The sequence below is a fragment of the Duganella margarita genome, assembly GCF_009857535.1.
Lineage (GTDB): Bacteria > Pseudomonadota > Gammaproteobacteria > Burkholderiales > Burkholderiaceae_D > Rugamonas > Rugamonas margarita.
The window spans coordinates 31,986-52,685 of record NZ_WWCS01000012.1 but is presented as its reverse complement, the minus strand read 5'-3'; the positions used below and the strand labels follow the sequence as shown (position 1 = coordinate 52,685).

Below are 20,700 nucleotides of genomic sequence, written 5' to 3'. Positions count from 1 at the left end.
AACAACAATGACCGTTACCGAACAACCTCACTACACCGCTGAAGAAAAACGCAAACGCGTGTTTGCCATCATCAGCGCCTCCTCCGGCAACCTGGTGGAATGGTTTGACTTCTACGTCTACTCCTTCGCCTCGATTTACTTCGCCAGCCAGTTTTTCCCCAGCGGGAACGCCACCGCAGAATTCCTGAAATCCGCCGCCGTGTTTGCCGTCGGCTTCCTGATGCGCCCCATCGGTGGCTGGATCTTCGGCCGCATTGCCGACCGCGTCGGCCGCAAAAAGTCGATGGTGATCTCCGTGCTGATGATGTGCGGCGGCTCGCTGGCGATTGCCGTGCTGCCGACCTACGCCACCATCGGCGTGGCGGCGCCGATCCTGCTGCTGCTGATCCGCATGTTCCAGGGACTGTCGGTCGGCGGCGAATACGGCACCACCGCCACCTACATGAGCGAAGTGGCGCTGCGCGGCCAGCGCGGTTTCTTCTCATCGTTTCAGTACGTGACGCTGATCGGCGGCCAGTTGCTGGCCGTGCTGACGGTGGTGATCATGGAGCAGTTCCTGACCGAAGCCGACCTGAAAGCCTGGGGCTGGCGCATTCCGTTCGTGGTCGGCGCGATTGCCGCGCTGATTTCGCTGGTGCTGCGCCGCACGCTGCATGAAACCATCAAGGCCGAGGACATGAGCCACAAGGAAGCCGGCACGCTGGCCGGCATCTTCAGGAACCACCGCGCCGCCTTCATCACGGTGATCGGCTACACCGCCGGCGGTTCGCTGATCTTCTACACCTTCACCACCTATATGCAGAAGTACCTGGTCAATACCTCCGGCATGGCGCCCAAGACCGCCAGCGTGGTGATGACCGGCGCGCTGTTCCTGTATATGTGCATGCAGCCGCTGTTCGGCATGCTGGCCGACCGGATCGGCCGCCGCCATTCGATGATGTTGTTCGGCGGCCTCGGCGCGCTGGGCACCTACCCGATCCTGGCCATGTTGCACGGCAATAGCAGCCCGTATGTGGCTTTTGCGCTGATTACCGTAGCGCTGGCCATCGTCAGCCTGTACACCTCGATCGGAGGGCTGGTGAAGGCCGAGATGTTCCCGCCGGAAGTGCGCGCGCTGGGCGTCGGTTTCTCGTATGCGATTGCCAACGCCATCTTCGGCGGTTCGGCGGAATTCGTCGCGCTGTCGTTCAAGAATGCCGGCCATGAAACCGGCTTCTTCACCTACGTGACCATCATGATGGTGGTGGCCTTCCTGTTCAGCATGCGACTGCCGAAAACGCCGTCGTACCTGCACACGGATCACTAAGCGTTACACTAAGCGTTAGTCGGCCTCGAACAGTCCTTCAAAGGCAGCTGCGAAGGACTCCGCCGCGCCAGCCAGGCGCGGCGCGCCGACGTCGAACGTGCATTGCTGCAGCGCCGGCCGCGCCGTCAGGCCGGCCGCCGCCAGCGCCAGCTCGGTGCGCAAGGCGCTGAGCATCCCATCCAGCATCACTTCCTGCATGTTCAATCCCGCATTGTTGGTGTGGCCGGCGTCGAGCACGCTCGGCGCGAAGGCCATGCTGCGCGCGCCGTAGCGGATCGCTTCGCGCATGGCGACGCGGGCGGCCTGGCGCAGCCGTTCGCCGTCCAGCGTGGCCGGCTCGCCGAGGCCGATGACCAGCACCGCGCGCGCCGTCACGCCGGCCGGCGGCCGCGTGATCAGCAAGGTTTCCATCGGCTGCCCGCCGAAAAAGCCGTCGGTGCGCAGGCGCGTCAGTTGCTTGCCCAGCGCCTCGTCCAGTTCCAGCAAGCCGCCGGCGATGGCGGCGCCAGCCACTTCGTGCTCAAACATGCAGGCCACGCTGAAGTCCACATCGGCGTGGGCCGGGCCCCAGGCGACGACATCGAATGCCACGCCGTCGGCGGAACCGATCGGCAGACGTGCTGGTGTGGATTGGGTCTCGGTCATGATCGCGTCCTCGGGAATGATTGAAGCTGCGATCTTACCGCCTGCGCGCGCGGCGACGGCCCTGCCAAAAGGCATGGTGCTAGCTGAGTGCCGCTTCGATCCGCTTGGCGGCCGCGAACAGACGCGCTTCCGCACCCGGCGCGCACATTACCGAAATGCTCGGCGGCAGGCCGGTCAGCCGGTCGCGGAACTTCCAGGCAGGGATCGCAATAGCGGGCAGGTCCAGATAATTGCCCAGCGTGTGGGCGGTGAACAGCCCGTTGACGCCGGGCTTCAGCGATAGCCGGTTCATTTCGCCGTGCTTGGGCGCCAGCAGGCCAAGCGTCGGCAGTACCAGGACGCCATCGGCGCCCAGCATGGCATGGAAGCGCGTGCGCGCAGCGGCGAACCGGGCGGCGATTTCCGCAACCTTGCCGGGGCTGCGCGGCCTGAGCAACGGCGCGATCAGCGTCCAGCGCAGCAGGCCGGAATCGACGGTCGGCTTGCCGACCAGTTGCGCAAGTAATTCCTTGAATGGGGAAAAGCGGCCGTATTCCGGTGTGGACAGCAGCCGTATCCAGTCGTCGTAAAAATCATCGAGGATGAGTTTGGGAATGTTCAGGTAGAGCTGGCGCGTTTCGGCAAAGTCCTGAGCATCCTTCTGATAGCCCTGCCGCAGCACCGCACTCGTGGCGGCTTCCAGCGCCTGGGCGATGCAGGGCGCGCGCATCGTCAGCGGGAAGTTGCGTGGCACGATCAGACGTCCGCCTGCGTCGCGTCCCGGCGGCGCCGGCTGGTCGGCGATCACGTTGTACACCAGCTCGGCATCGCGCACGCTGCGTGTCAGCGGCCCCAGCGCCAACCAGCTGCTGGTGTTGCCGGTGACGCTAGGCCAGGTGCCGCGCTGACTGACCGCCGTCGAATGCGGCTTGAAACCGACCACGCCGCAAAACGCCGCTGGAATGCGGATCGAGCCAAGAATATCGGAGCCGACGCCAAACACCGAGCCGCCCGCGCCGACCAGCGCGCCCTCGCCGCCGCTGGAACCGCCGGCCGCCCGTGCCAGATCCAAAGGATTACTGGTGCGGCCGTAACGCAAATTGGCGGATTCGGCCGTCATCGCAAACTCCGGCACATTGCTGCGCGCAATGACGATGGCGCCGGCTGCCTTCAACCGTTGGACGATGTCGGCGTCCTGCCGATGTACTTCCGGTTGCATGCGCAGCGAACCAGCTGTCACCTGTTCACCGGCCAATCCGAACGTCTCCTTGACGCTGCACGGCAAGCCGAACAACGGTAGCGATTTATCGCCGCCACGATCCAGCTGCTGCGCTTGGGCCAGCGCGGCATCGCGGAAAAGCTGCGTGGCGCCGTTCATTTGCGGCTGCGTGCGCTCGATGCGCGCCAGATGCGCTTCCACCAGCTGGACCGACGTCAACACGCCGCGCCGCAGATCAGCCAACAGGCTGACCGCATCCGGCTCCAGCAGGTTACGCTTAAAGTTGTGCATGGACTTCTTAATTTTGTGGACCCAAGCTATTATGCGTAGGCAAGGCACCGACAGTCTTGAGGGAATCCCTCCCAAAATTGAGAATTCGCGCACATCCGGAGCCAGTGAGAGCATGGGGCAAGTCAAGGTAGCGATCGTACTGCCGTTACTGAATTATTTACGCCGCCACGGCCACGCACAGGCGATGCCCGATCCGGCGCAAACCATGTCTGCGCAAGCCTGGCTTGCGCTGTATGAGGACGCCATCGAGCTCACCGGCGACGCCGCCCTGCCGCTACGCGTGGGCGCCGCCATCCAGCCCAGCGACTACAGCGTGCTCGGCTTTGCGGCGATGAGTTGCATCAACATCGAGCAGGCCATCGCCGTGATGCAGCGCTACGAGCGCCTGATACAGGAAGTCAACGCCACCGGACTGTCGGTGACGGAAGAATGCGCCGAAGTGCAGTGGCTGCCGTACCTCGGCCCCGTCTCGCCGATCTTCATGCAGCTGGCGCTGGCCTCGTGGGCGGCCGTGGCGCGCCAGTTGACCGGCCGGCCGCAACAAACCTTTGAAGCGCATTTCACTTTTCCACGCCCGGTCAACGCCGAGGTCTATCGAGAAATCTTCGGCCAGCCGGCCAGGTTTTCGCAACCCATGACCAAGCTGGTCTTCGAACGCGCATTCCTGGAGCAAGCGGTGCTGTTCGGCGATGCGGCCACCAATCAGATCCTGCTGCAAAAAGCGGAAGAACAACTGCGGCGCGCCGAAGAAAGCGACATCGTCTGTAGCGTGCGGCAGCGCATCGCGGCCAGCCTGGCCAGTGGCAAACTCAGCGTTGAGACGGTGGCGGACGAATTGCAGATGTCGCCGCGCAAGCTACAGCAGTTGCTGACCAACCAAGGCAGCAGCTTTCGCAAGCTGCTGCACGAAGCGCTATTCCAGCGCGCCAAGGATTACCTGGCCGATCCCGCGATCCGCGTCAGCGAAGTGGCGTTCCTGCTGGGCTACTCGGAGCAAAGCCCGTTCCAGACCGCCTTTAAAAACTGGGCCGGCATAACCCCCGGCGCCTGGCGCAGGATGACGCTTGAGAGCCGCGCGGTGCACGATGACTTGCTGAGCAGAGCCGCCCCCTGCACGCTTAGTGCCCGAGGCCACCTCCTTACAGATGTGTAAGGTTAGTGGGGCGAGATCAAAACCCGGATATGATTGGCGCTATACACGATAGGAGCGCGACCATGGATATCCGCATCAAGGTTCTGAGCATGTCGTTGGCCAGCCTGTTCTACCTGTCAGCCAACGCGACGAATTGCCTGAAATATGAGCCGGATGTCGTGGCACTGACCGGATTGCTCCACCGCGCTACTTTCCCTGGCAAACCCAACTTTGAAAGTGTCGCCAACGGCGACGAGCCTGAGACGGGTTTTTACTTAACACTCAAGCAGCGTATATGTACCCAGCAAGATAGTGGCCCTGATCGGCAGGGGCATGACTCGGTGAACGAAGTTCAGCTTGTCCTCACGCCAGACCAATATGACTCGCTCCGGCCACAGATTGGCAAGCAGGTCGCGTTGCGAGGACAGTTGTTCTCAAGTTTTACCGGGCATCACCACACAGACGTACTGCTTCGTGTAACGCAGTAGTTCCCGTCACCGGATTGCATCCACTCGCGTCATTGTTAGGCAGCTTGGGGGGTAATTCGAGACGCCGCTAACAAATAAAAGGCGTCGTTGCCTTCAATCCGTTCTTGTTTCCAGCCTTGGGCGGCATAGAACCGCTCGGCACGTGTGCCCGTTCCAGTGCTGAGTCGCACCTCTTGATGACCCTGCTCAAAAAGCCATTCAGTGGCAAGTTTCAATAATTGCTTTGCATGCCCTCGGCCCTCAAATTCTGGCGACATGAAGAGTGCCCAAATCGAGGACTGGAATTTGTCGGCGTAGCAGAATCCTGTAATTTCGCCGTCAACCTCAGAGACCCAGCCGCGCCCGAGCAATTCCAGATAGTCCTCATACATTTTTTGGGTGATGCGACTCGGATCACGCAACGCATTCTCAGTGACGGCCAAGCGGATTTTTGACATCGCCGGGATGTCGCGGGCATGCGCTAGACGAAAAATGGGCGATGAACGCATCGAGATTGCCAATAAAAGATATCAATTTATCACATTGAAATGATATGTAGCAAATTTTATAGGCGTACGTTCTGCTTCTAGCGGACTGAAGTATCTTGCGCTTGGATGGTGTTCATTGCACAATGTTTGGATGACGCCGCCGACCTTCCTCCGCCACGCAGTTCTGCTCGCCTGTGCGCTCACCGCCGAGGTGGCCGCGCAGTCCTATGCGCCGGACTATTTCAGGCAGTTCCAGGCTTCGACCGCGATGGATATGGTGAACCGTCTGCCGGGCTTTACCTTCGATGGCGGCAACGCCGGGCGCGGTGTCGCCGGCAACGTGCTGATCAACGGCAAGCGCCCCGCCGCCAAGAACGATGCGCTGGGCGACGTGCTGGGCCGCATCCCGACCGCAGCGGTGGAACGCATCGAGGTCATCAACGGCGGCGCCAATGGCATCGACATGCTCGGTTATCCGACCGTGGCCAATCTGCTGCTCAAGCAGATGGACCTGGTCTCCATGAGCACTACCGCCTCCACCTCGATACTGCCGGATGGCAGCCTGACGCCTTCGCTCGAAGGCAACTACAGCCTGAAACGCGGCGACCAGAACATCACCGCCCTGCTGTCCCGCAGCCGCTCGCCGGATATGGCACAAGGGCTTGGCACCCGCACCACCGTCTTCACCGGCCCGACACCGGCCGCACAGGTGCGGGTAGCGGGCGCCGGCGTGGCCGAGAATACGGCCGTCAAGCTCGGTTATGGGCAAGATCTGCTGGACGGCCAGCTGACGTGGAACGGCGCGCTGCTGCCATGGACCTACCAGTCGCAAGCCAGCTTCGACGCCGCCAGCCACTCGCTGACCAGCAACGACAACGCCGGCCACACGCGCGAACAGGGTTTGACGTATAGCCGCGACCTGGCCCACGGCGCCAGCATCGACCTGAAGGCGCTGTACCGCAGCTCGGAAACCAGCGCCGAGTCGGCCACCATCACCGGCAGCGACACCTCGCGCGCTTACACCAACACCTCGGCCACCGAGCAAGTGCTGGGCGGCCAGGTAAGCTGGCAGCCGGCGGACGGCGTCGTGGTCCGGGGCGGCCTGGAGCGCGCGGTCAACACCAACGAAACCAGCGCCAGCTACCAAGCCAATGCCTGGGTGCAGGAATCGCGCATCGAGGGCCAGTTGTCGTCGGCCTGGCAGGTCGACAGCTCGCTCAGCGCCGAAGCCGGCCTGAAGGTGGCGCATTCCAGCCTGACCGTAGGCGCCGACCAGCCAGAGGCCAAGGCCCACGTCTATCCCAAGCCGCGCCTGCGCTTGTCGTTATCGCCGCTGCCGTCGCTGCAACTGCGGCTGCGCGTGGAGCGCGAAGTCAACCAGCTGAACTTTGGCGATGCGGCGGCCTACTTCGACCCCGCCAACAAAGCCATTCGCGACGACTATCCCGATCTGGCGCCGGCCAAAACCTGGTTGTGCGAAGGCGCGATCGAGTACAAGTTCTGGGAGCGCGGCACCGCCATGCTGAGCTACACGCAATCGCATATCAGCGACGCGGTCGACCGCATGCCGGTGCGCACGGTGACCAACACTTACGACGTGGCCGGCAATATCGGCGACGCCAGCGCCGACAGCGTCACCGGCCTGTTGAACCTGCCGACCGATAACCTGGCCCTGCCGCAAGGACTGCTCAAGCTGTCGACCACCTGGCGTTCATCCTCGATCACCGATCCAGTCACGCTGGCGACGCGGCGGCTATCGGGCGAAACACCGCTGTCGTGGCGCGTCGAATTCTCGCAGGACTTGCCGCAGCAGCGCACCAACTGGGGCATTTCGGTCGACAACGGCTGGAGCAACGACAGTTGGCAAGTAGCCGAGCGCGACACCAGCAGCGGCTCGGGCTGGGCACGGGCCTTCGTCAATTACAAGCCGCTGCCCAATCTGATGGTGACCCTGGAGCTGAACAATCTGGCCGGCCGCACCATTACCTACGACCGCATGCATTACGCCGCCGACCGCCTGGCCGGCGGCGTCGATTTCGTCGAGCACAACATCACCCGTACCCAGCCGTTCGCCATGCTGCGCGTGCGGCGCGACTGGTAGCGCTTACTCCCAGGCGCGCGCCTGCGAACGGTAGCCGGTCCACGTAAAGCCAATGCCGAACGACATGCCGCTGTTACGGCGGAACAAGGGACTCTCGCGGTTGGCGGCATGCGTGTAATTGTCGTAGCGGGCAAGGCCGAACACGCGCCAGTCGGGCGACAGCCGGCGGGACAGGCTGACACCCAGCCGTGTCATCATCAGTCCGCCGCCAGCGTGATAGGCGGGCCGCGTGGCGGAGGCGTATTGCGGCGCCACTTCATAAAAATACTGGTTCAGACGGGCATTGCCGACGACCGCGCCGAGATTGGCGTCGGCTTGCCACTTACCACCCTCGCCGCCCGTTTCCAATACCAGGCGCGGCTCCAGCACCAGCCCCTGGCGATGAAAGCCGTTGCCCAGCTCGACAGGCGCGCGCAGCGGCACTTCCAGCCGCAAGCGGCTGTGCGCGGTCGGCTCCGCCAGCAAGACTTTGATGCGCGGACCGAATTCCAGCAGCGACCTCAGGTCCGGCATGCCGGCGCGGGCCGCCACGTCGTCGGACCGCGCCGGCAGCGATAGCGCAAATCCCAGGTCGAACTCGACCCGCTCCGTATTAACCAGCCGCGCGCTGATGCCGGAGCGGTCGGCGCGCAGCACCTTGCCGCGATAGATCAGCAACGGCAGCACCAGCGCCCGCGTGGACCGATCCTCCGCTCCGGGGTAGGCCGGGGTCGATGCCGCGCCGCCGAACACGCCGGCCTCCCACAACGGCAAGTCCGGCGCCGGCACTGCCGCCTGCTGCGCCGTCGCCGCTCCGGCCGTCACCAGCATTGCCACCGCCCATCCCGCGCATCGCGCCATGGCCCCGCCCCCGCAAAGTATCGAATTGCCAATACTACCGCAGAGACGTGGACAACGCCGCTTCGCTCAGCTGCGGCGCGCCGTCAGCCACTGGGTTGCCGGCAACGCGGCTGCCGCCACGCGCACTTCGCCGATATTGCCGAAGAAGCCGTCGGCGCGCGCGCCATCCCACGAGCCGCCGCCCACCACCCATGGCGACGATGCCGACAAGCTCGCCAGACCAACCACGTTGCTGCTGTTGCGCAGTACCGGCGCACCTTCCACGTACATGATGGTGTCGTGCGTGACCGGGTCGTTGACGATGGCGATGTGCACCCAGTTGCCGGCGATGATCTCGCCGGACCAGCTGGCCATGGCGTCGCGCTGGCCGCTGACCGCCGGCACCACTTCCCATTGCACTTCGCGCAGGCTCGATATGGCGAACAGCAGCGGCGGCGATTCCGGGTCGCCACCGTCGAAGCCGGCCAGGTTGCCGCGCTTGCCATCGCGCGTCATGATGTTCATCCACGCATGCTTGGCCTTGTCCCACGCCGGGTTGATCTTGATGAACGCTTCGATCGTGTAGCCGGTGGTGGCGAAGGTCTGGGCGTTGATGGCGGCGCTGGCGTCGGTCAGGAAGTAGCTGAGGCGCGGTGCATTCTTGTCGGTATTCAGGAAGCCGACCGATCCCGGCGCCGAAGACAGGCGGTGGTGGTCGTTGCTCCAGACAACATCGCCGGCAGCGGCGCCGACGATGCCGCCCTGGTTGAGCTGGTCGCGCACCAGCGGATTGGCGCCGGTGACGTCATTGATGCGCGTGCCGGGCGGCACCGCCGCGCCGTCGCTGCCGCCGTAGAACCGCCAGTGCGCCACGGTCGACGCCACTTTCGGATAATCGTCGGTGTCCTTGGGCAGCACCGGTTCCGCCACTGCCGGCTCGGTATAGCCCTTCAACACTAGCGCCTTGGCCTGGTCGATCAGCGACGATGCCACCGTCGCCTTGCCGACACCAAAAGTCGGATTAAAGCGGGCAAACCGTTTGGCAAAGTCCATGCTGATCGTAAAGCTGTGGTTGCTCTCGGTGAGCACCGCGCGGTCGAAGGCGTTCAGCGTGTCGGCCGGCTTCATCGGCACCCATGGCGAGAACGACAGCACCTTGATCTGCTTGTTGGTCAGGTCGAACTCGTACAGCCGCATCAGGCCGTTGCCGCCCTGGTAGGCCATCTGGTAGTCGACCACCATTTCCTCGACCGCGTTGCCGAAGTTGTTGGTCTTGGTCAGGCGCGCGCCGCCATGGTGGTGACCGTTGAGGGTCATGAAGATCTGGTCGTTATCGCGGATCAGCTTTTCCCACAGCATTTTGCCGTAGCCGGTCTCCAGCGGGCTGACGGCGTCCGGCGCGATATTCAGCAACTGGTGGTTGACCAGGATGGCCGGCAGCGTCGGATGATCGGCCAGCACCTTGCGCGCCCAGGCAATGCCGGCGTCGGAGATGCGCCACGACAGCGACAGCACCAGGAACTGCTGATCCTGCGCCTTGAAAATGTGGTACTCGTGGAAACCGGTGTCGTCGCGCGCGCCGAAAGTGGCCTGGCGCTGCGCGCGGCGGGCGCTGAACCATTGCAGGTATGGCTCGTTGGCCAGCACGCGCTGGGTGTCGGTGCCCTTGGTCGGATCGCTGTCGTAGTCGATGTCGTTGAGCACATCATGGTTGCCGGCCAGGATGGAGTATGGCACCTTGGCCGCCTCCAGCACCTGCATGGCGCTGTCGGCCACTTTCCATTGCTCCGGCTTGCCGACCTGGTCGACCACATCGCCGAGGTGGATCAGGAATGGGATGTTGAGCGCCTGCGCATTGCGTGCCACCCAAGTGGTCTGCGCCGCGTACGGCTCGTTGCCGTAGTGGCGCTCGTACTGGTTGCTTTCCGACGAGGTGGCGTAGCGCGAATAGAACTGCGTGTCCGGCAGCACCGCCAGCGCGAAGCTGGAGATCTGCGTGTTCGGCGGCGGCGTGACGGCGCTGTTGCCGGCGGCGCCGGCGCTATCGCCGCCGCATCCGCTCAGCAGACCGCCGACAGAAAGGCCTGAAGCCAGGCCCAGTTTCAATAACGATCGGCGTTGGGCGTCCTGCGCCGCGTCCATGTGCTTGTTTTTCATATGCGCATCCGGTGAAGTGGGTGCGCATATGGTATTGATCCAACATGACTTGCATGTGACAAGTAAAAAAAACCCAGCAAGCCGGCGAAGGCTTGCTGGGGTTTTATCGAGCGTATCAGTCTTACGCTGGCACTTGCACGGCGTCTGCCACGCTGCGGAACTCTTCGATCTTGTCGAAGTTCATGTAGCGGTAGATGTCGTCGGCGTTCTGGTCGATCACACCGATCTGCGCCATGTACTCTTCCTTGGTCGGGATGCGGCCGAGGGCCGAGCACACCGCCGCCAGTTCAGCCGAACCCAGATACACATTGGTTTCGATACCCAGGCGATTCGGGAAGTTACGGGTCGAGGTCGACATCACGGTGGCGCCCTTGCGGATCTGCGCCTGGTTACCCATGCACAGCGAGCAGCCCGGCATTTCCATGCGCGCGCCGGTGCGGCCCAGCGTACCGTAGTGGCCTTCGGCGGTCAGCTGTTGCGCGTCCATCTTGGTCGGCGGCGCAATCCACAGCCGCACCGGAATATCCGTTTTGCCTTCCAGGACTTTCGACGCGGCGCGGAAGTGACCGATGTTGGTCATGCACGAACCCACGAACACGTCGTCGATCTTGGCGCCGGCCACTTCGGCCAGGGTTTTCACATCGTCCGGATCGTTCGGGCAGGCCACGATCGGCTCGTGGATGTCGGCCAGGTCGATTTCGATGACGGCGGCGTATTCTGCATCCGCATCCGGCGCCAGCAGCTGCGGGTCGGCCAGCCAGGCTTCCATGGCCTTGATGCGGCGCTCCAGCGTGCGCTTGTCCAGGTAACCGTTGGCGATCATCCACTTCATCAGCGTGATGTTCGAGGTCATGTATTCGATGATCGGGGCTTTGTCCAGATGCACGGTGCAACCGGCGGCGGAGCGCTCGGCCGAAGCGTCGGACAGTTCGAACGCTTGCTCTACCTTCAGGTCCGGCAAGCCTTCGATTTCCAGGATGCGGCCGGAGAAGATGTTCTTCTTGCCCTTCTTGTCGACGGTCAGCAGGCCGGCGCGGATCGCGTACAGCGGAATCGCGTTGACCAGGTCACGCAGGGTCACGCCTGGCTGCATCTTGCCTTTGAAGCGCACCAGCACCGATTCCGGCATGTCCAGCGGCATCACGCCGGTGGCGGCGGCAAACGCCACCAGACCGGAGCCGGCCGGGAACGAAATGCCGATCGGGAAACGGGTGTGCGAGTCGCCGCCGGTGCCGACGGTGTCCGGCATCAGCAGGCGGTTCAGCCACGAGTGGATCACGCCATCGCCCGGACGCAGCGCCACGCCGCCACGGTTTTCGATGAAGGTTGGCAGTTCGCGGTGCATCTTCACGTCCACCACTTTTGGATACGCAGCGGTGTGGCAGAACGACTGCATCACCAGGTCGGCCGAGAAGCCCAGGCAGGCCAGGTCTTTCAGCTCGTCGCGGGTCATCGGGCCGGTGGTGTCTTGCGAGCCCACGGTGGTCATCTTCGGTTCGCAGTAGGTACCTGGGCGGATGCCGGTGCCTTCTGGCAGACCGCACGCGCGGCCGACCATTTTCTGCGCCAGCGAGTAACCCTTGCCGGTATCGACCGGGTTTTGCGGCAGGCGGAACAGCGTCGACGCAGGCAGGCCCAGCGATTCGCGGGCTTTGGTGGTCAGGCCACGGCCGATGATCAGCGGAATGCGGCCCCCGGCGCGCACTTCGTCAAACAGCACGTCCGACTTGACCTTGAACTCGGCGATGACTTCGCCGTTTTTCAGTGCCTTGCCGTCGTATGGACGCAGCTCGATGACGTCGCCCATTTCCATTTGCGTGACGTCCAGCTCGATTGGCAGCGCGCCGGCGTCTTCCATGGTGTTGTAGAAGATCGGGGCGATCTTGGTGCCCAGGCACACACCGCCGAAACGCTTGTTCGGGATGAATGGGATGTCTTCGCCGGTGAACCACAGCACCGAGTTGGTGGCGGATTTACGCGAGGAACCGGTGCCGACCACGTCGCCGACGTAGGCCACCAGGTGCCCCTTGGCTTTCAGGGCTTCCAGCTGTTTCAGCGGGCCGATCTTACCTGGCTCTTCCGGATTGATGCCCGGACGCGGGTTCTTCAGCATCGCCAGTGCGTGCATCGGGATGTCCGGACGGGTGGTGGCGTCCGGCGCCGGCGACAGATCGTCGGTATTGGTTTCGCCGGTGACCTTGAACACGGTCAGGGTCAGGCTTTGCGGTACTTCCGGACGCGAGGTGAACCACTCGGCGTCGGCCCACGACTGCAACACGCCCTTGGCGCGGGCGTTGCCCTGGTCGGCCAGTTCCTTGACGTCGTGGAAGTAGTCGAACATCAACAGGGTTTTCTTCAGGCCTTCGGCGGCCACGTCGCCGACCACATCGTCGCCCAGCAGGTCGATCATCGGCTTGATGTTGAAACCGCCCAGCATGGTGCCCAGCAGTTTGGTCGCCAGTTCGCGCGAAATCAGCGGCGAGCTTTCCGTGCCTTTGGCAACGGCGGTCAGGAAGGCCGACTTGACCTTGGCGGCATCATCTACGCCAGCCGGCACGCGGTTGGTGATCAGGTCGACCAGGAACGCTTCTTCGCCGGCAGGCGGCGCGATCAGCAGTTCGACCAGGTCGCTGGTCTGGGCTGCCGACAGCGGCAGCGGAGGAATACCAAGGGAGGCACGTTCGGCAACGTGCTGGCGGTAGGCAGCTAGCATAAGAGTTCTCGTCAGGTTGATTGCAGGGCGGGCAGTGATTTATGGCCCGTTCCGGCTGCTATTGTACACCAACAAGTCTTATATAAGACATATAACATGAGACACCTGATGTTTTGAAGCAACTCTTCTGGTATCGTGCAATTTTTGTTGTATTTGTTCCTATATTTCGAGTTGCGTTAGGTACCTCACAGTTGACGGATGGTCATCAATTTATGCTGGTTGTCACCGGATCAGGTCGTCCGGAAATAATTGATACCACATCATTAACCTCTCTACGGAACTTAAAAATGAAAATCAAAAATGTGCTGATCGCTTCGATGATTGCGGGTGCAACCCTGATGACTTCGTCGGCCTTCGCCGCGCAAAAAACCGTCAACGTGCCGTTGGTGTCTGACATGGAAGGCGGCTACAACGCCCACTTCGGTAATAACTTCAACAGCGCCGACTTCAATAGCGTGTTCACCGATAAATACATGTTCACGCTGACCGGCGCCTATGATTCGGCGGCCTCGGTGACGTCGAGCTTCCTGAAATCCGGCACCATCAAGGATCTGCTGATCACCAGCTTCAACATCGTCCAGTATGACCCGCTGACCACGTCGATCCTGCACACCTACGCCGGCACCAACATCACCAACGGCATCACCGACAACTGGGAACTGAGCGCCAGCGGCCTGAGCGCTGGTAGCTACTATGTCGAGGTAGGTGGCAAAGTCATGGGCAACGGCGGCGGCTCCTATGGCTCCGACCTGACCATCTCGCTGGCGCCCGTACCAGAACCAGAAACCTACGCCATGATGGGCCTGGGTCTGGGTCTGATGGGCTTGGTGGCGCGCCGTAAGAAAGCCAAAGCCGCCTGAGTCTGAGCACTCCCTGAAAAACGCCGTGGCTACGCCCCACGGCGTTTTTTTCGTTACTCCATCAAGGCTTGGGCGGCAGCCACCTGCCCCCGGTAGGCGTCGAAGATTTTCTTCAGCGCGTCGGCCATGGTGGTGGCCGGTTTCCAGTTCAGTTCTTCGCAGGTGTTGGTGATTTTCGGCACCCGGTTCTGCACGTCCTGGTAGCCGGCGCCGTAGTAGGCGCCCGAGGTGGTTTCGACGATCTTGACCTTGGCCGCGCCTTCGGCGTACTCAGGGTATTGCGGCGCCAGTTCCAGCATCATGTTGGCCAGTTCGCGGATCGAGAAATTGTTGACCGGGTTGCCGATGTTGTAGATCTTGCCGGTGGCGGCGCCGTCTTTGTTCTCGATGATTTTCATCAGCGCGTCGATGCCGTCGTCGATGTCGGTGAAGGCGCGTTTCTGCGCGCCGCCGTCGACCAGCGAGATGTTCTCGCCGCGCACGATGTGGCCGAAGAACTGGGTCACCACGCGCGACGAGCCTTCTTTCGGCGTGTGGATCGAATCGAGGCCGGCGCCGATCCAGTTGAATGGACGGAACAGCGTGAAGTTCAGGCCTTCAATGCCGTAGCCCCAGATCACGCGGTCCATCAGCTGCTTGGCGTTGGAATAGATCCAGCGCGGCTTGTTGATCGGGCCGCAGATCAGTTCCGAGTTCTCAGGGTCGAACTCGTCGTCGTGGCACATGCCATACACTTCCGAGGTCGACGGGAACACCAGGTGCTTGCCATACTTGGAGGCGGAACGCACGATCGGCAGGTTGGCTTCAAAGTCCAGCTCGAACACGCGCAGCGGCGCTTTCACGTAGGTCGACGGCGTGGCGATCGCCACCAGCGGCAGGATCACGTCGCATTTCTTGACGTGGTACTCGACCCATTCCTTGTTGATGGTGATGTCGCCTTCGAAGAAGTGCATGCGCTCATGCGACAGCAGATCGCTGATACGATCGGTATTCATGTCCATGCCGTACACGTGCCAGTCGGTGGTTTCCAGAATGCGCTTCGACAGGTGATGGCCGATAAAACCATTCACGCCCAGGATCAGTATTTTTTTCACAGCAGCACCATCTATTAGTTCTTGAGAACCGGCGATTGTGCCAGAGGCTTCATTAACGAAGTATTAAAGGCGAGGCCACCACCACAATGCCGTCGCCGCGCGCGCGCTCCACCATCGGCAGGCCGCGCAGCCGCATCGCGCCGTACAGATCCTCGCGCACAATCGCGTATTGCGGCCCGCCGCGCCCGGCGCTCAACAGCCACCGCGCGTAGAACTCGTCCATCGACGCCACGCCGCGCCATGCTTCCTGCCGCAGGCCGAAATCCAGTTCGCCGCTGTAGGCCACCGGTATCACCGTGTGGCCCATGTAGAACGTCATCGACTGCTCGTACGTGCCGACCGAGTACACCGGCGTGTCGTACTTCAGCTCGGCGCGGATCGCCAGGGCGGCGTCGCGGCCGGCCTGCTGGCGTCCATGGCTTTCGTAGGCGGTCATGCTCAGTTGCGTCAGCATCCAGCCGCCCAGCGCTGCCAGCACTATCATGGCGGTGCGCTGCCCGCGCCATTCCGCCATGCCGGCCGCCACGCCGCAGACAATCGCCGCGCCAAAGGCGCCGCCCAACAGCGGCAGGTTAATGATGGGGAAGAATCGCATGCACACCACGCCGGCAACGCCAACGACCACCAGCAAGGCGGGCGCACTCAGGGCGGCGTTGCGCGAGGCGCGGTCCAGATAAGCACCGGCCAGCAGCGCCATCGCCGGGAACACCGGCAACATATAACCCGGCAGCTTGGAGCTGGAATAGCTGAAGAACAGCAGGATGAAGACAGTCCACACCAGCAGCAAACGCGCCGGCTGGAAGCGCCCTTCCACCCGCTTGCGCGCGGCGGCCAGGCTGGCCGGCAAGGTCGCCAGCCAGGGCATGGTGGCCGGCAGCAGCAGCAACAGGAAGTAGTACCACGGGCCGTCGCGATGATGCGTCTTCAGGAAAAACCGGTCCCAGTGCTCATGAATGAAGAAGAACTGCGGCTGCTCGGGATTGCGCGCCGCCACCAGCAGGAACCACGGCAGCGCCAGCAGCAGGAACACCAGCAGCCCGGACACCAGATGCAGGCGGCGCCAGATGCCACGGTCGCCGCTCACCAGCGCATAAATCAACAGCACGCCGCCCGGCAGCACGATGCCGATCAGCCCTTTGGCCAGCAGTGACAGCGCCATGGCCGCCCAGCAGACCAGCATCCAGCGGCGGCGCTGCGTCATATCGGTGTCATCCAGCTGTGCAATCAGCAGCGCGCACAAGGCCAGCGCCATGGTGGCGGCCACCGGCAAATCCAGCGAATTGAATTGCGACGCCGCCGCCCAGAACAGCATGGAACCCAGCACCAGTGCGGCATACAGGCCGGCGCGGCCGCCAAACACGCGCCGTCCGGTATAAGCCACCATCAGCACGCCAACCATCCCGCACACGCCATTCCACAGGCGCGCCTGCCAGTCGCCGATGCCGAACAGGGCGAACGAGACGGCGCTCATCCAGGTGTGCAGCGGCGGCTTTTCAAAATACTTGATGCCGTTGAGGCGCGTGGTGACCCAGTCGCCGGTCAGCAGCATTTCGCGCGCCATTTCGGCATAGCGGCCCTCATCCGGCGGGATCAGCGTGCGCAGGTTCAGCACCAGCAGGGAAAACACGATAAAGACGGCAGCCAGCAGATACTGCGCTGTCCTGGAACGGAAAAAAGCAGGCATGGAGGAGACGAAAGACGAAAATGTGAACGCAGTTTAATGCAACCACTGTTAACAGTGTGTTAAAGCATGCGTCAGCGCCTCGTCTTTGTCAGGGAAAAATCACAGTGACGCTCAGCCCTTTGCCGAGTTCGCCGTCGTCGAGGCGGATATCGGCCCGGTGGTGGTTGGCGATGTTGCGCACGATCGACAGGCCCAGGCCGCAGCCCCAGACTTCATTGCCGTCCGGACGGAAGAACCGGTCGAACAGGCGGGCCCGATGTTCGGGCGCCACGCCGGGCCCGTTGTCGCGCACGCGCAGGAAAGGTTTGCCCTGCTCCACGCCGGTCAGCAGATCGACCCGGCCGCCCCGTTGCGTGTAGCGCAGCGCGTTGTCGACCAGGTTATTCAGCAGCACCCGCAGGCCCTCGCGCTCGGCTTGCAACACCAGCGGCGCGGAATCTTCGACCCCGAGGTCGATGTCACGGCTGTCGGCCAGCGCCGAATGGTCGGCCACCACGCTGGCCAGCAGCGCACCCACATCCACCGGCTGCAACTGCGCCGCCCCCTGCTCGGACTCATGCCGCGCCAGGCTGAGCAGTTGCTGCACCAGATGGCTGGCGCGGTCCAGCCGTTCATGCAGCTTGGCCAGCGCCAGCGCCCGCTCGGTGGCAGTGCCGGCGCGTTCGGCCAGTTGCAGCTGCAATTTGAGGGCGGTCAGCGGCGAGCGCAGCTCATGCGCGGCGTCGGCGACAAACGTGCGTTGCGCGGCCATCGCCGCCTCGAACTTGCTCATCAACCCGTTCAGCGCGACCACCACCGGGCGCAAATCCGGCGCCATGCCGTCGGGGTCGATCGGCCGCAAGGCGGTGGCCGACTGGTCGCCCACCGCCTCCGCCAGCCGATACAGCGGACGCAGCGCCCGGCCCACCACCGCCAGCACCAGCAGCGCGAAAATCACGGCTATCGCCAGCAGCGGCCGCCCGGTGCGCCACGCCATGTGCCGTGCCAGATGGTCGCGCGCGGCCTGCGGCTGCGCCACCTGCACATAGCGTCCGCCGAGCTCTTGTCCGTACAGCCGCCAGGCGGCATCGTTCCAGATCACATCCCGATAGCCTTGCACATCGTAACGTGGCAGCGGCGCCAGTCCGCCGGCACTGGGCATGTCCAGCGCGCCGCTGCTGTTCCAGACCTGCAAGACGAACGCTTCCTCCGGGTCGTGGCTGCCCTCCGGGGCGCCGCCCGGCAGCGCGATCGCCAGTTGCCGAAGTTGCAGGTCGGCCAATTCATTGGTCTCCGCCAGCAGCGAGCGGTACAAGGTGGTGCCGGCGCCCAGCACGCACGCCAGCGTCGCGCACAGCAGGCCGATTAACAGTTGTTGACGGATGGTTTTCATGGCGCGGGCTTGACCTTGTAGCCGACGCCGCGCACGTTCTTGATGAAGTCGGCGCCGAATTTCTTGCGCAGCCGGTGCACGTAGACGTCGACCGTATTGCTCTCGACTTCGGTATTCCAGCCGTACAATTTGTCTTCCAGCTGTGCTTTGGAGATCACGCTGCCCGGATCGTCCAGCAACACCCGCAGCAGCGCGAACTCGCGCGCCGACAGTTTGACCGGCGCGCCCTCAAACTGCGCCTCGTGGCTGGCCAGGTCCAGCGTCAGCGCGCCGTGCAACACCAGCGACCGCGTGCGGGCGACACGGCGGCGCAGCAAGGCGCGGATGCGGGCCAGCAGTTCGTCCAGGTCGAAGGGTTTGACCAGATAATCGTCGGCGCCGCCGTCCAGGCCTGCCACCCGCGCCGGCGTGCTGTCGCGCGCGGTGATGATCAGCACCGGCAGGCCGTTGCCGCGCGCGCGCAAGGCGGTCAGCACGTCCATACCCTGCTTGCGCGGCAGGCCCAGGTCCAGCAGCAGCAAGTCATAGGGAATGGTGGCCAGCGCCACATCGGCCGCCTGGCCGTCGCGCACCCAGTCCACGGCGTAGCTTTCGCCCAGCAGACCATCCTTGATACTCTCGCCGATCATCGGATCGTCTTCCACCAACAGCAGCCGCACCGGATTTCCTCCAAAAACCGATAGTGTACAGCCGGCGGCGGCGTCAAACAGGTTTACACTGCCGAGGTACCCCGCCAACCAGGAGATCCTCATGCGCCGCTTTGCCGCCACAGCCGGTTTGCTCGTCACCCTGACCGCGCCCTATGCCATGGCCCAGCACGGGCATCACGGTACAACGGCGGCGCTGGGCACGGTAAGCTTCGAGACCTCTTGCCGCCCTTCGGTGCAACCCGAATTCAATCGTGCGGTGGCGCTCATGCATTCGTTCCAGTTTGGCTTGGCGATTGACGGCTTTCGCGCCATCCTCGCCAAGGAGCCGGACTGCACCATCGCCTACTGGGGCATTGCCCTCAGCAGCTGGAGCAATCCGTTCGCCAACTTCAAATCGCCCGGCCAATTGGCGCAGGGACTACAGGCCGTCGAGGCCGGAAGGGCCAAAGCGCCAGCCACGGCGCGTGAGCGGGCATACCTGGAGGCCGTCGCCCATCTGTACGTCGACAGCGGGCGCAGCGGGCAGGCGGCGCGTTGGAACGCGTATGAACGGGCAATGGACAAGCTCAGCGCCGCCTTTCCCGACGATGCCGAAGCACGCATCTTCCATGCGCTGGCGCTGGCAGCGGCGGCCGATCCGGCGGACAAGCGCTACGAAAAGCAGCTCAAGGCCGGCGCCATGCTGGAAGCGCTGTTCGTGCAATATCCCGATCACCCTGGGCTGGCGCACTACATCATTCACGCCTATGACGAACCGGAACTGGCCGCGCGCGCTGCGGAAGCCGCCCGCCGTTATGGCGAGATCGCGCCGGCCACGCCACATGCGCTGCACATGCCGTCGCATACCTTCACGCGCATGGGCGACTGGAAGGCGTCGATCGCGACCAATCAGGGATCGGCAACGGCTGCCCGCAAAGCCGGCCAGCCGGCGGACGAGCTCCACGCCAGCGACTACATGGTCTATGCCTATCTGCAAACGGCGCAGGACGAGGCCGCGAGAAAACTGGTGCAAACATCAGCCGACATCTTCAAGCGCTTTGACCCGGCCAATGCAAACGGCGCGGCGCCGGCGTCAGCGGCTTTTTTTGCCAACGCCGCCATTCCCGCGCGCTACTGCCTGGAGCGCCGCGACTGGGCGGCGGCGCTGGCCCTGACGCCGCGTGCGACGCCATTTCCCTATGCCGATGCCATCACGATTTTTACCCGTGGCCTGGGCGCTGCGCACCTCGGCAATACGGCGGTCGCCGAGGCATCGATCGCCAGCCTGGCCGATATCCGCGAGCGCCTGCGCGGCGCCAAAGACGGTTACTGGTCCGACCAAACCGAGATTCAACGGCTGGAAGTGGCGGCGCAACTGGCCCGCACCAACGGCGACAACGCGACGGCGCTGAGCGCCTTGACCCGCGCTGCAGAAATGGAAGACGTTACGGAACTGGCATCGATCACGCCCGGTCCGTTCGTGCCGGCGCGCGAAATGCTGGGTGAGCTGTTGCTGGACCTGTCACGTGCGGAACAGGCGCTGGTCCAATTCAAGGCCACGCTTGTCAAGCAGCCCAACCGCTACTGGTCGGTGTACGGTGCGGCGCAGGCGGCAAGCCGTGCGGGCGACTTGCCCACAGCGCGAACTTACTTCCAGCAATTGCTGACAATCGCCGACAGCGCGGATCAGCCACGGCGCGCCTCCCTGCTAGCCGCCGACGCCACGCTTCAGACACTGCGCTAG

16 protein-coding genes are annotated in these 20,700 nt (G+C 63.4%); 6 read left to right on the top strand and 10 right to left on the bottom strand.

The window, feature by feature from the left end; translation table 11 throughout:
- The first annotated feature begins 7 nt into the window (after positions 1 to 7).
- Positions 8 to 1,306, top strand: a complete 1,299-nt coding sequence (locus GTP55_RS18490; RefSeq protein WP_161046324.1) for an MFS family transporter — start codon at positions 8 to 10, stop codon at positions 1,304 to 1,306.
- 15 nt (positions 1,307 to 1,321) lie between these two features.
- Here GTP55_RS18490 and GTP55_RS18485 read toward each other — a convergent pair whose 3' ends face one another.
- Together GTP55_RS18485 and GTP55_RS18480 are read right to left on the bottom strand one after the other, a co-directional pair.
- Positions 1,322 to 1,951 (bottom strand): M17 family peptidase N-terminal domain-containing protein, encoded by a 630-nt coding sequence (locus GTP55_RS18485; RefSeq protein ID WP_161046323.1) that lies wholly within the window; start codon positions 1,949 to 1,951, stop codon positions 1,322 to 1,324.
- 79 nt (positions 1,952 to 2,030) lie between these two features.
- Entirely contained in the window at positions 2,031 to 3,440 is a 1,410-nt protein-coding gene (locus GTP55_RS18480) for an amidase (RefSeq protein WP_161046322.1), read from the bottom strand.
- Between GTP55_RS18480 and GTP55_RS18475 the strand changes: the two genes are divergently transcribed.
- Both GTP55_RS18475 and GTP55_RS18470 read left to right on the top strand, forming a co-directional pair.
- Positions 3,328 to 4,593, top strand: coding sequence for an AraC family transcriptional regulator (locus GTP55_RS18475; RefSeq protein WP_308494741.1), 1,266 nt, complete (start codon positions 3,328 to 3,330; stop codon positions 4,591 to 4,593). The two genes, GTP55_RS18480 and GTP55_RS18475, sit on opposite strands and share 113 nt — an antisense overlap.
- A 62-nt stretch (positions 4,594 to 4,655) precedes the next feature.
- Positions 4,656 to 5,060 carry a DUF4431 domain-containing protein gene (locus tag GTP55_RS18470; protein ID WP_161046320.1) on the top strand — a complete coding sequence of 135 codons (405 nt, stop codon included), beginning with the start codon at positions 4,656 to 4,658 and terminating at the stop codon, positions 5,058 to 5,060.
- A gap of 35 nt (positions 5,061 to 5,095) precedes the next feature.
- Here GTP55_RS18470 and GTP55_RS18465 read toward each other — a convergent pair whose 3' ends face one another.
- Positions 5,096 to 5,548, bottom strand: coding sequence for a GNAT family N-acetyltransferase (locus tag GTP55_RS18465; RefSeq protein ID WP_229258035.1), 453 nt, complete (start codon positions 5,546 to 5,548; stop codon positions 5,096 to 5,098).
- 115 nt (positions 5,549 to 5,663) lie between these two features.
- Here GTP55_RS18465 and GTP55_RS18460 point away from each other — a divergent pair, with 115 nt between their 5' ends.
- On the top strand, positions 5,664 to 7,628 hold the full coding sequence (locus GTP55_RS18460) for a porin family protein (RefSeq protein WP_161046319.1): 1,965 nt from the start codon (positions 5,664 to 5,666) through the stop codon (positions 7,626 to 7,628).
- Between the two features lie 3 nt (positions 7,629 to 7,631).
- Here the strand turns inward: GTP55_RS18460 and GTP55_RS18455 are convergent, their stop codons facing one another.
- The 3 genes from GTP55_RS18455 to GTP55_RS18445 form a co-directional block, all read right to left on the bottom strand.
- Positions 7,632 to 8,468, bottom strand: a complete 837-nt coding sequence (locus GTP55_RS18455) for a MipA/OmpV family protein (RefSeq protein ID WP_229258034.1) — start codon at positions 8,466 to 8,468, stop codon at positions 7,632 to 7,634.
- Positions 8,469 to 8,534: 66 nt separating this feature from the next.
- The gene (locus GTP55_RS18450; RefSeq protein WP_229258033.1) at positions 8,535 to 10,604 is read right to left on the bottom strand and encodes a LamG-like jellyroll fold domain-containing protein; all 2,070 of its coding nucleotides are present in this window, start codon (positions 10,602 to 10,604) and stop codon (positions 8,535 to 8,537) included.
- 121 nt (positions 10,605 to 10,725) lie between these two features.
- Positions 10,726 to 13,317, bottom strand: coding sequence for a bifunctional aconitate hydratase 2/2-methylisocitrate dehydratase (locus GTP55_RS18445; protein WP_161046318.1), 2,592 nt, complete (start codon positions 13,315 to 13,317; stop codon positions 10,726 to 10,728).
- A 287-nt stretch (positions 13,318 to 13,604) separates the two neighbouring features.
- On the opposite strand from GTP55_RS18445, the gene GTP55_RS18440 reads away from it, so the two are divergent.
- A complete protein-coding gene (locus GTP55_RS18440) occupies positions 13,605 to 14,177 on the top strand; it encodes an FxDxF family PEP-CTERM protein (protein ID WP_161046317.1) in 573 nt (190 codons plus the stop codon).
- A gap of 53 nt (positions 14,178 to 14,230) precedes the next feature.
- On the opposite strand, the gene GTP55_RS18435 is transcribed toward GTP55_RS18440, so the two are convergent.
- From GTP55_RS18435 to GTP55_RS18420, 4 genes are all read right to left on the bottom strand, one after another.
- The gene (locus tag GTP55_RS18435) at positions 14,231 to 15,271 is read right to left on the bottom strand and encodes a bifunctional UDP-4-keto-pentose/UDP-xylose synthase (RefSeq protein WP_161046316.1); all 1,041 of its coding nucleotides are present in this window, start codon (positions 15,269 to 15,271) and stop codon (positions 14,231 to 14,233) included.
- A 52-nt stretch (positions 15,272 to 15,323) separates the two neighbouring features.
- Entirely contained in the window at positions 15,324 to 16,955 is a 1,632-nt protein-coding gene (locus GTP55_RS18430) for a glycosyltransferase family 39 protein (protein WP_161046315.1), read from the bottom strand.
- Between the two features lie 88 nt (positions 16,956 to 17,043).
- Positions 17,044 to 18,327, bottom strand: coding sequence for an ATP-binding protein (locus GTP55_RS18425; protein WP_161046314.1), 1,284 nt, complete (start codon positions 18,325 to 18,327; stop codon positions 17,044 to 17,046).
- On the bottom strand, positions 18,324 to 18,986 hold the full coding sequence (locus tag GTP55_RS18420) for a response regulator (RefSeq protein ID WP_161046313.1): 663 nt from the start codon (positions 18,984 to 18,986) through the stop codon (positions 18,324 to 18,326). Before GTP55_RS18420 ends, GTP55_RS18425 begins: the two co-directional genes overlap by 4 nt.
- Before the next feature lie 91 nt (positions 18,987 to 19,077).
- Between GTP55_RS18420 and GTP55_RS18415 the strand changes: the two genes are divergently transcribed.
- Complete coding sequence (locus tag GTP55_RS18415; protein WP_161046312.1) at positions 19,078 to 20,700, top strand: tetratricopeptide repeat protein; 1,623 nt, start codon at positions 19,078 to 19,080, stop codon at positions 20,698 to 20,700.

Coding starts and splice junctions, on each gene's coding strand:
- GTP55_RS18490 (WP_161046324.1), top strand. CDS start 8: ATGACCGTTACCGAACAACCTCACTACACCGCTGAAGAAAAACGCAAA.
- GTP55_RS18485 (WP_161046323.1), bottom strand. CDS start 1,951: ATGACCGAGACCCAATCCACACCAGCACGTCTGCCGATCGGTTCCGCC.
- GTP55_RS18475 (WP_308494741.1), top strand. CDS start 3,328: ATGCGCGCCAGATGCGCTTCCACCAGCTGGACCGACGTCAACACGCCG.
- GTP55_RS18480 (WP_161046322.1), bottom strand. CDS start 3,440: ATGCACAACTTTAAGCGTAACCTGCTGGAGCCGGATGCGGTCAGCCTG.
- GTP55_RS18470 (WP_161046320.1), top strand. CDS start 4,656: ATGGATATCCGCATCAAGGTTCTGAGCATGTCGTTGGCCAGCCTGTTC.
- GTP55_RS18465 (WP_229258035.1), bottom strand. CDS start 5,548: ATGCGTTCATCGCCCATTTTTCGTCTAGCGCATGCCCGCGACATCCCG.
- GTP55_RS18455 (WP_229258034.1), bottom strand. CDS start 8,468: ATGGCGCGATGCGCGGGATGGGCGGTGGCAATGCTGGTGACGGCCGGA.
- GTP55_RS18450 (WP_229258033.1), bottom strand. CDS start 10,604: ATGAAAAACAAGCACATGGACGCGGCGCAGGACGCCCAACGCCGATCG.
- GTP55_RS18445 (WP_161046318.1), bottom strand. CDS start 13,317: ATGCTAGCTGCCTACCGCCAGCACGTTGCCGAACGTGCCTCCCTTGGT.
- GTP55_RS18440 (WP_161046317.1), top strand. CDS start 13,605: ATGAAAATCAAAAATGTGCTGATCGCTTCGATGATTGCGGGTGCAACC.
- GTP55_RS18430 (WP_161046315.1), bottom strand. CDS start 16,955: ATGCCTGCTTTTTTCCGTTCCAGGACAGCGCAGTATCTGCTGGCTGCC.
- GTP55_RS18425 (WP_161046314.1), bottom strand. CDS start 18,327: ATGAAAACCATCCGTCAACAACTGTTAATCGGCCTGCTGTGCGCGACG.
- GTP55_RS18415 (WP_161046312.1), top strand. CDS start 19,078: ATGCGCCGCTTTGCCGCCACAGCCGGTTTGCTCGTCACCCTGACCGCG.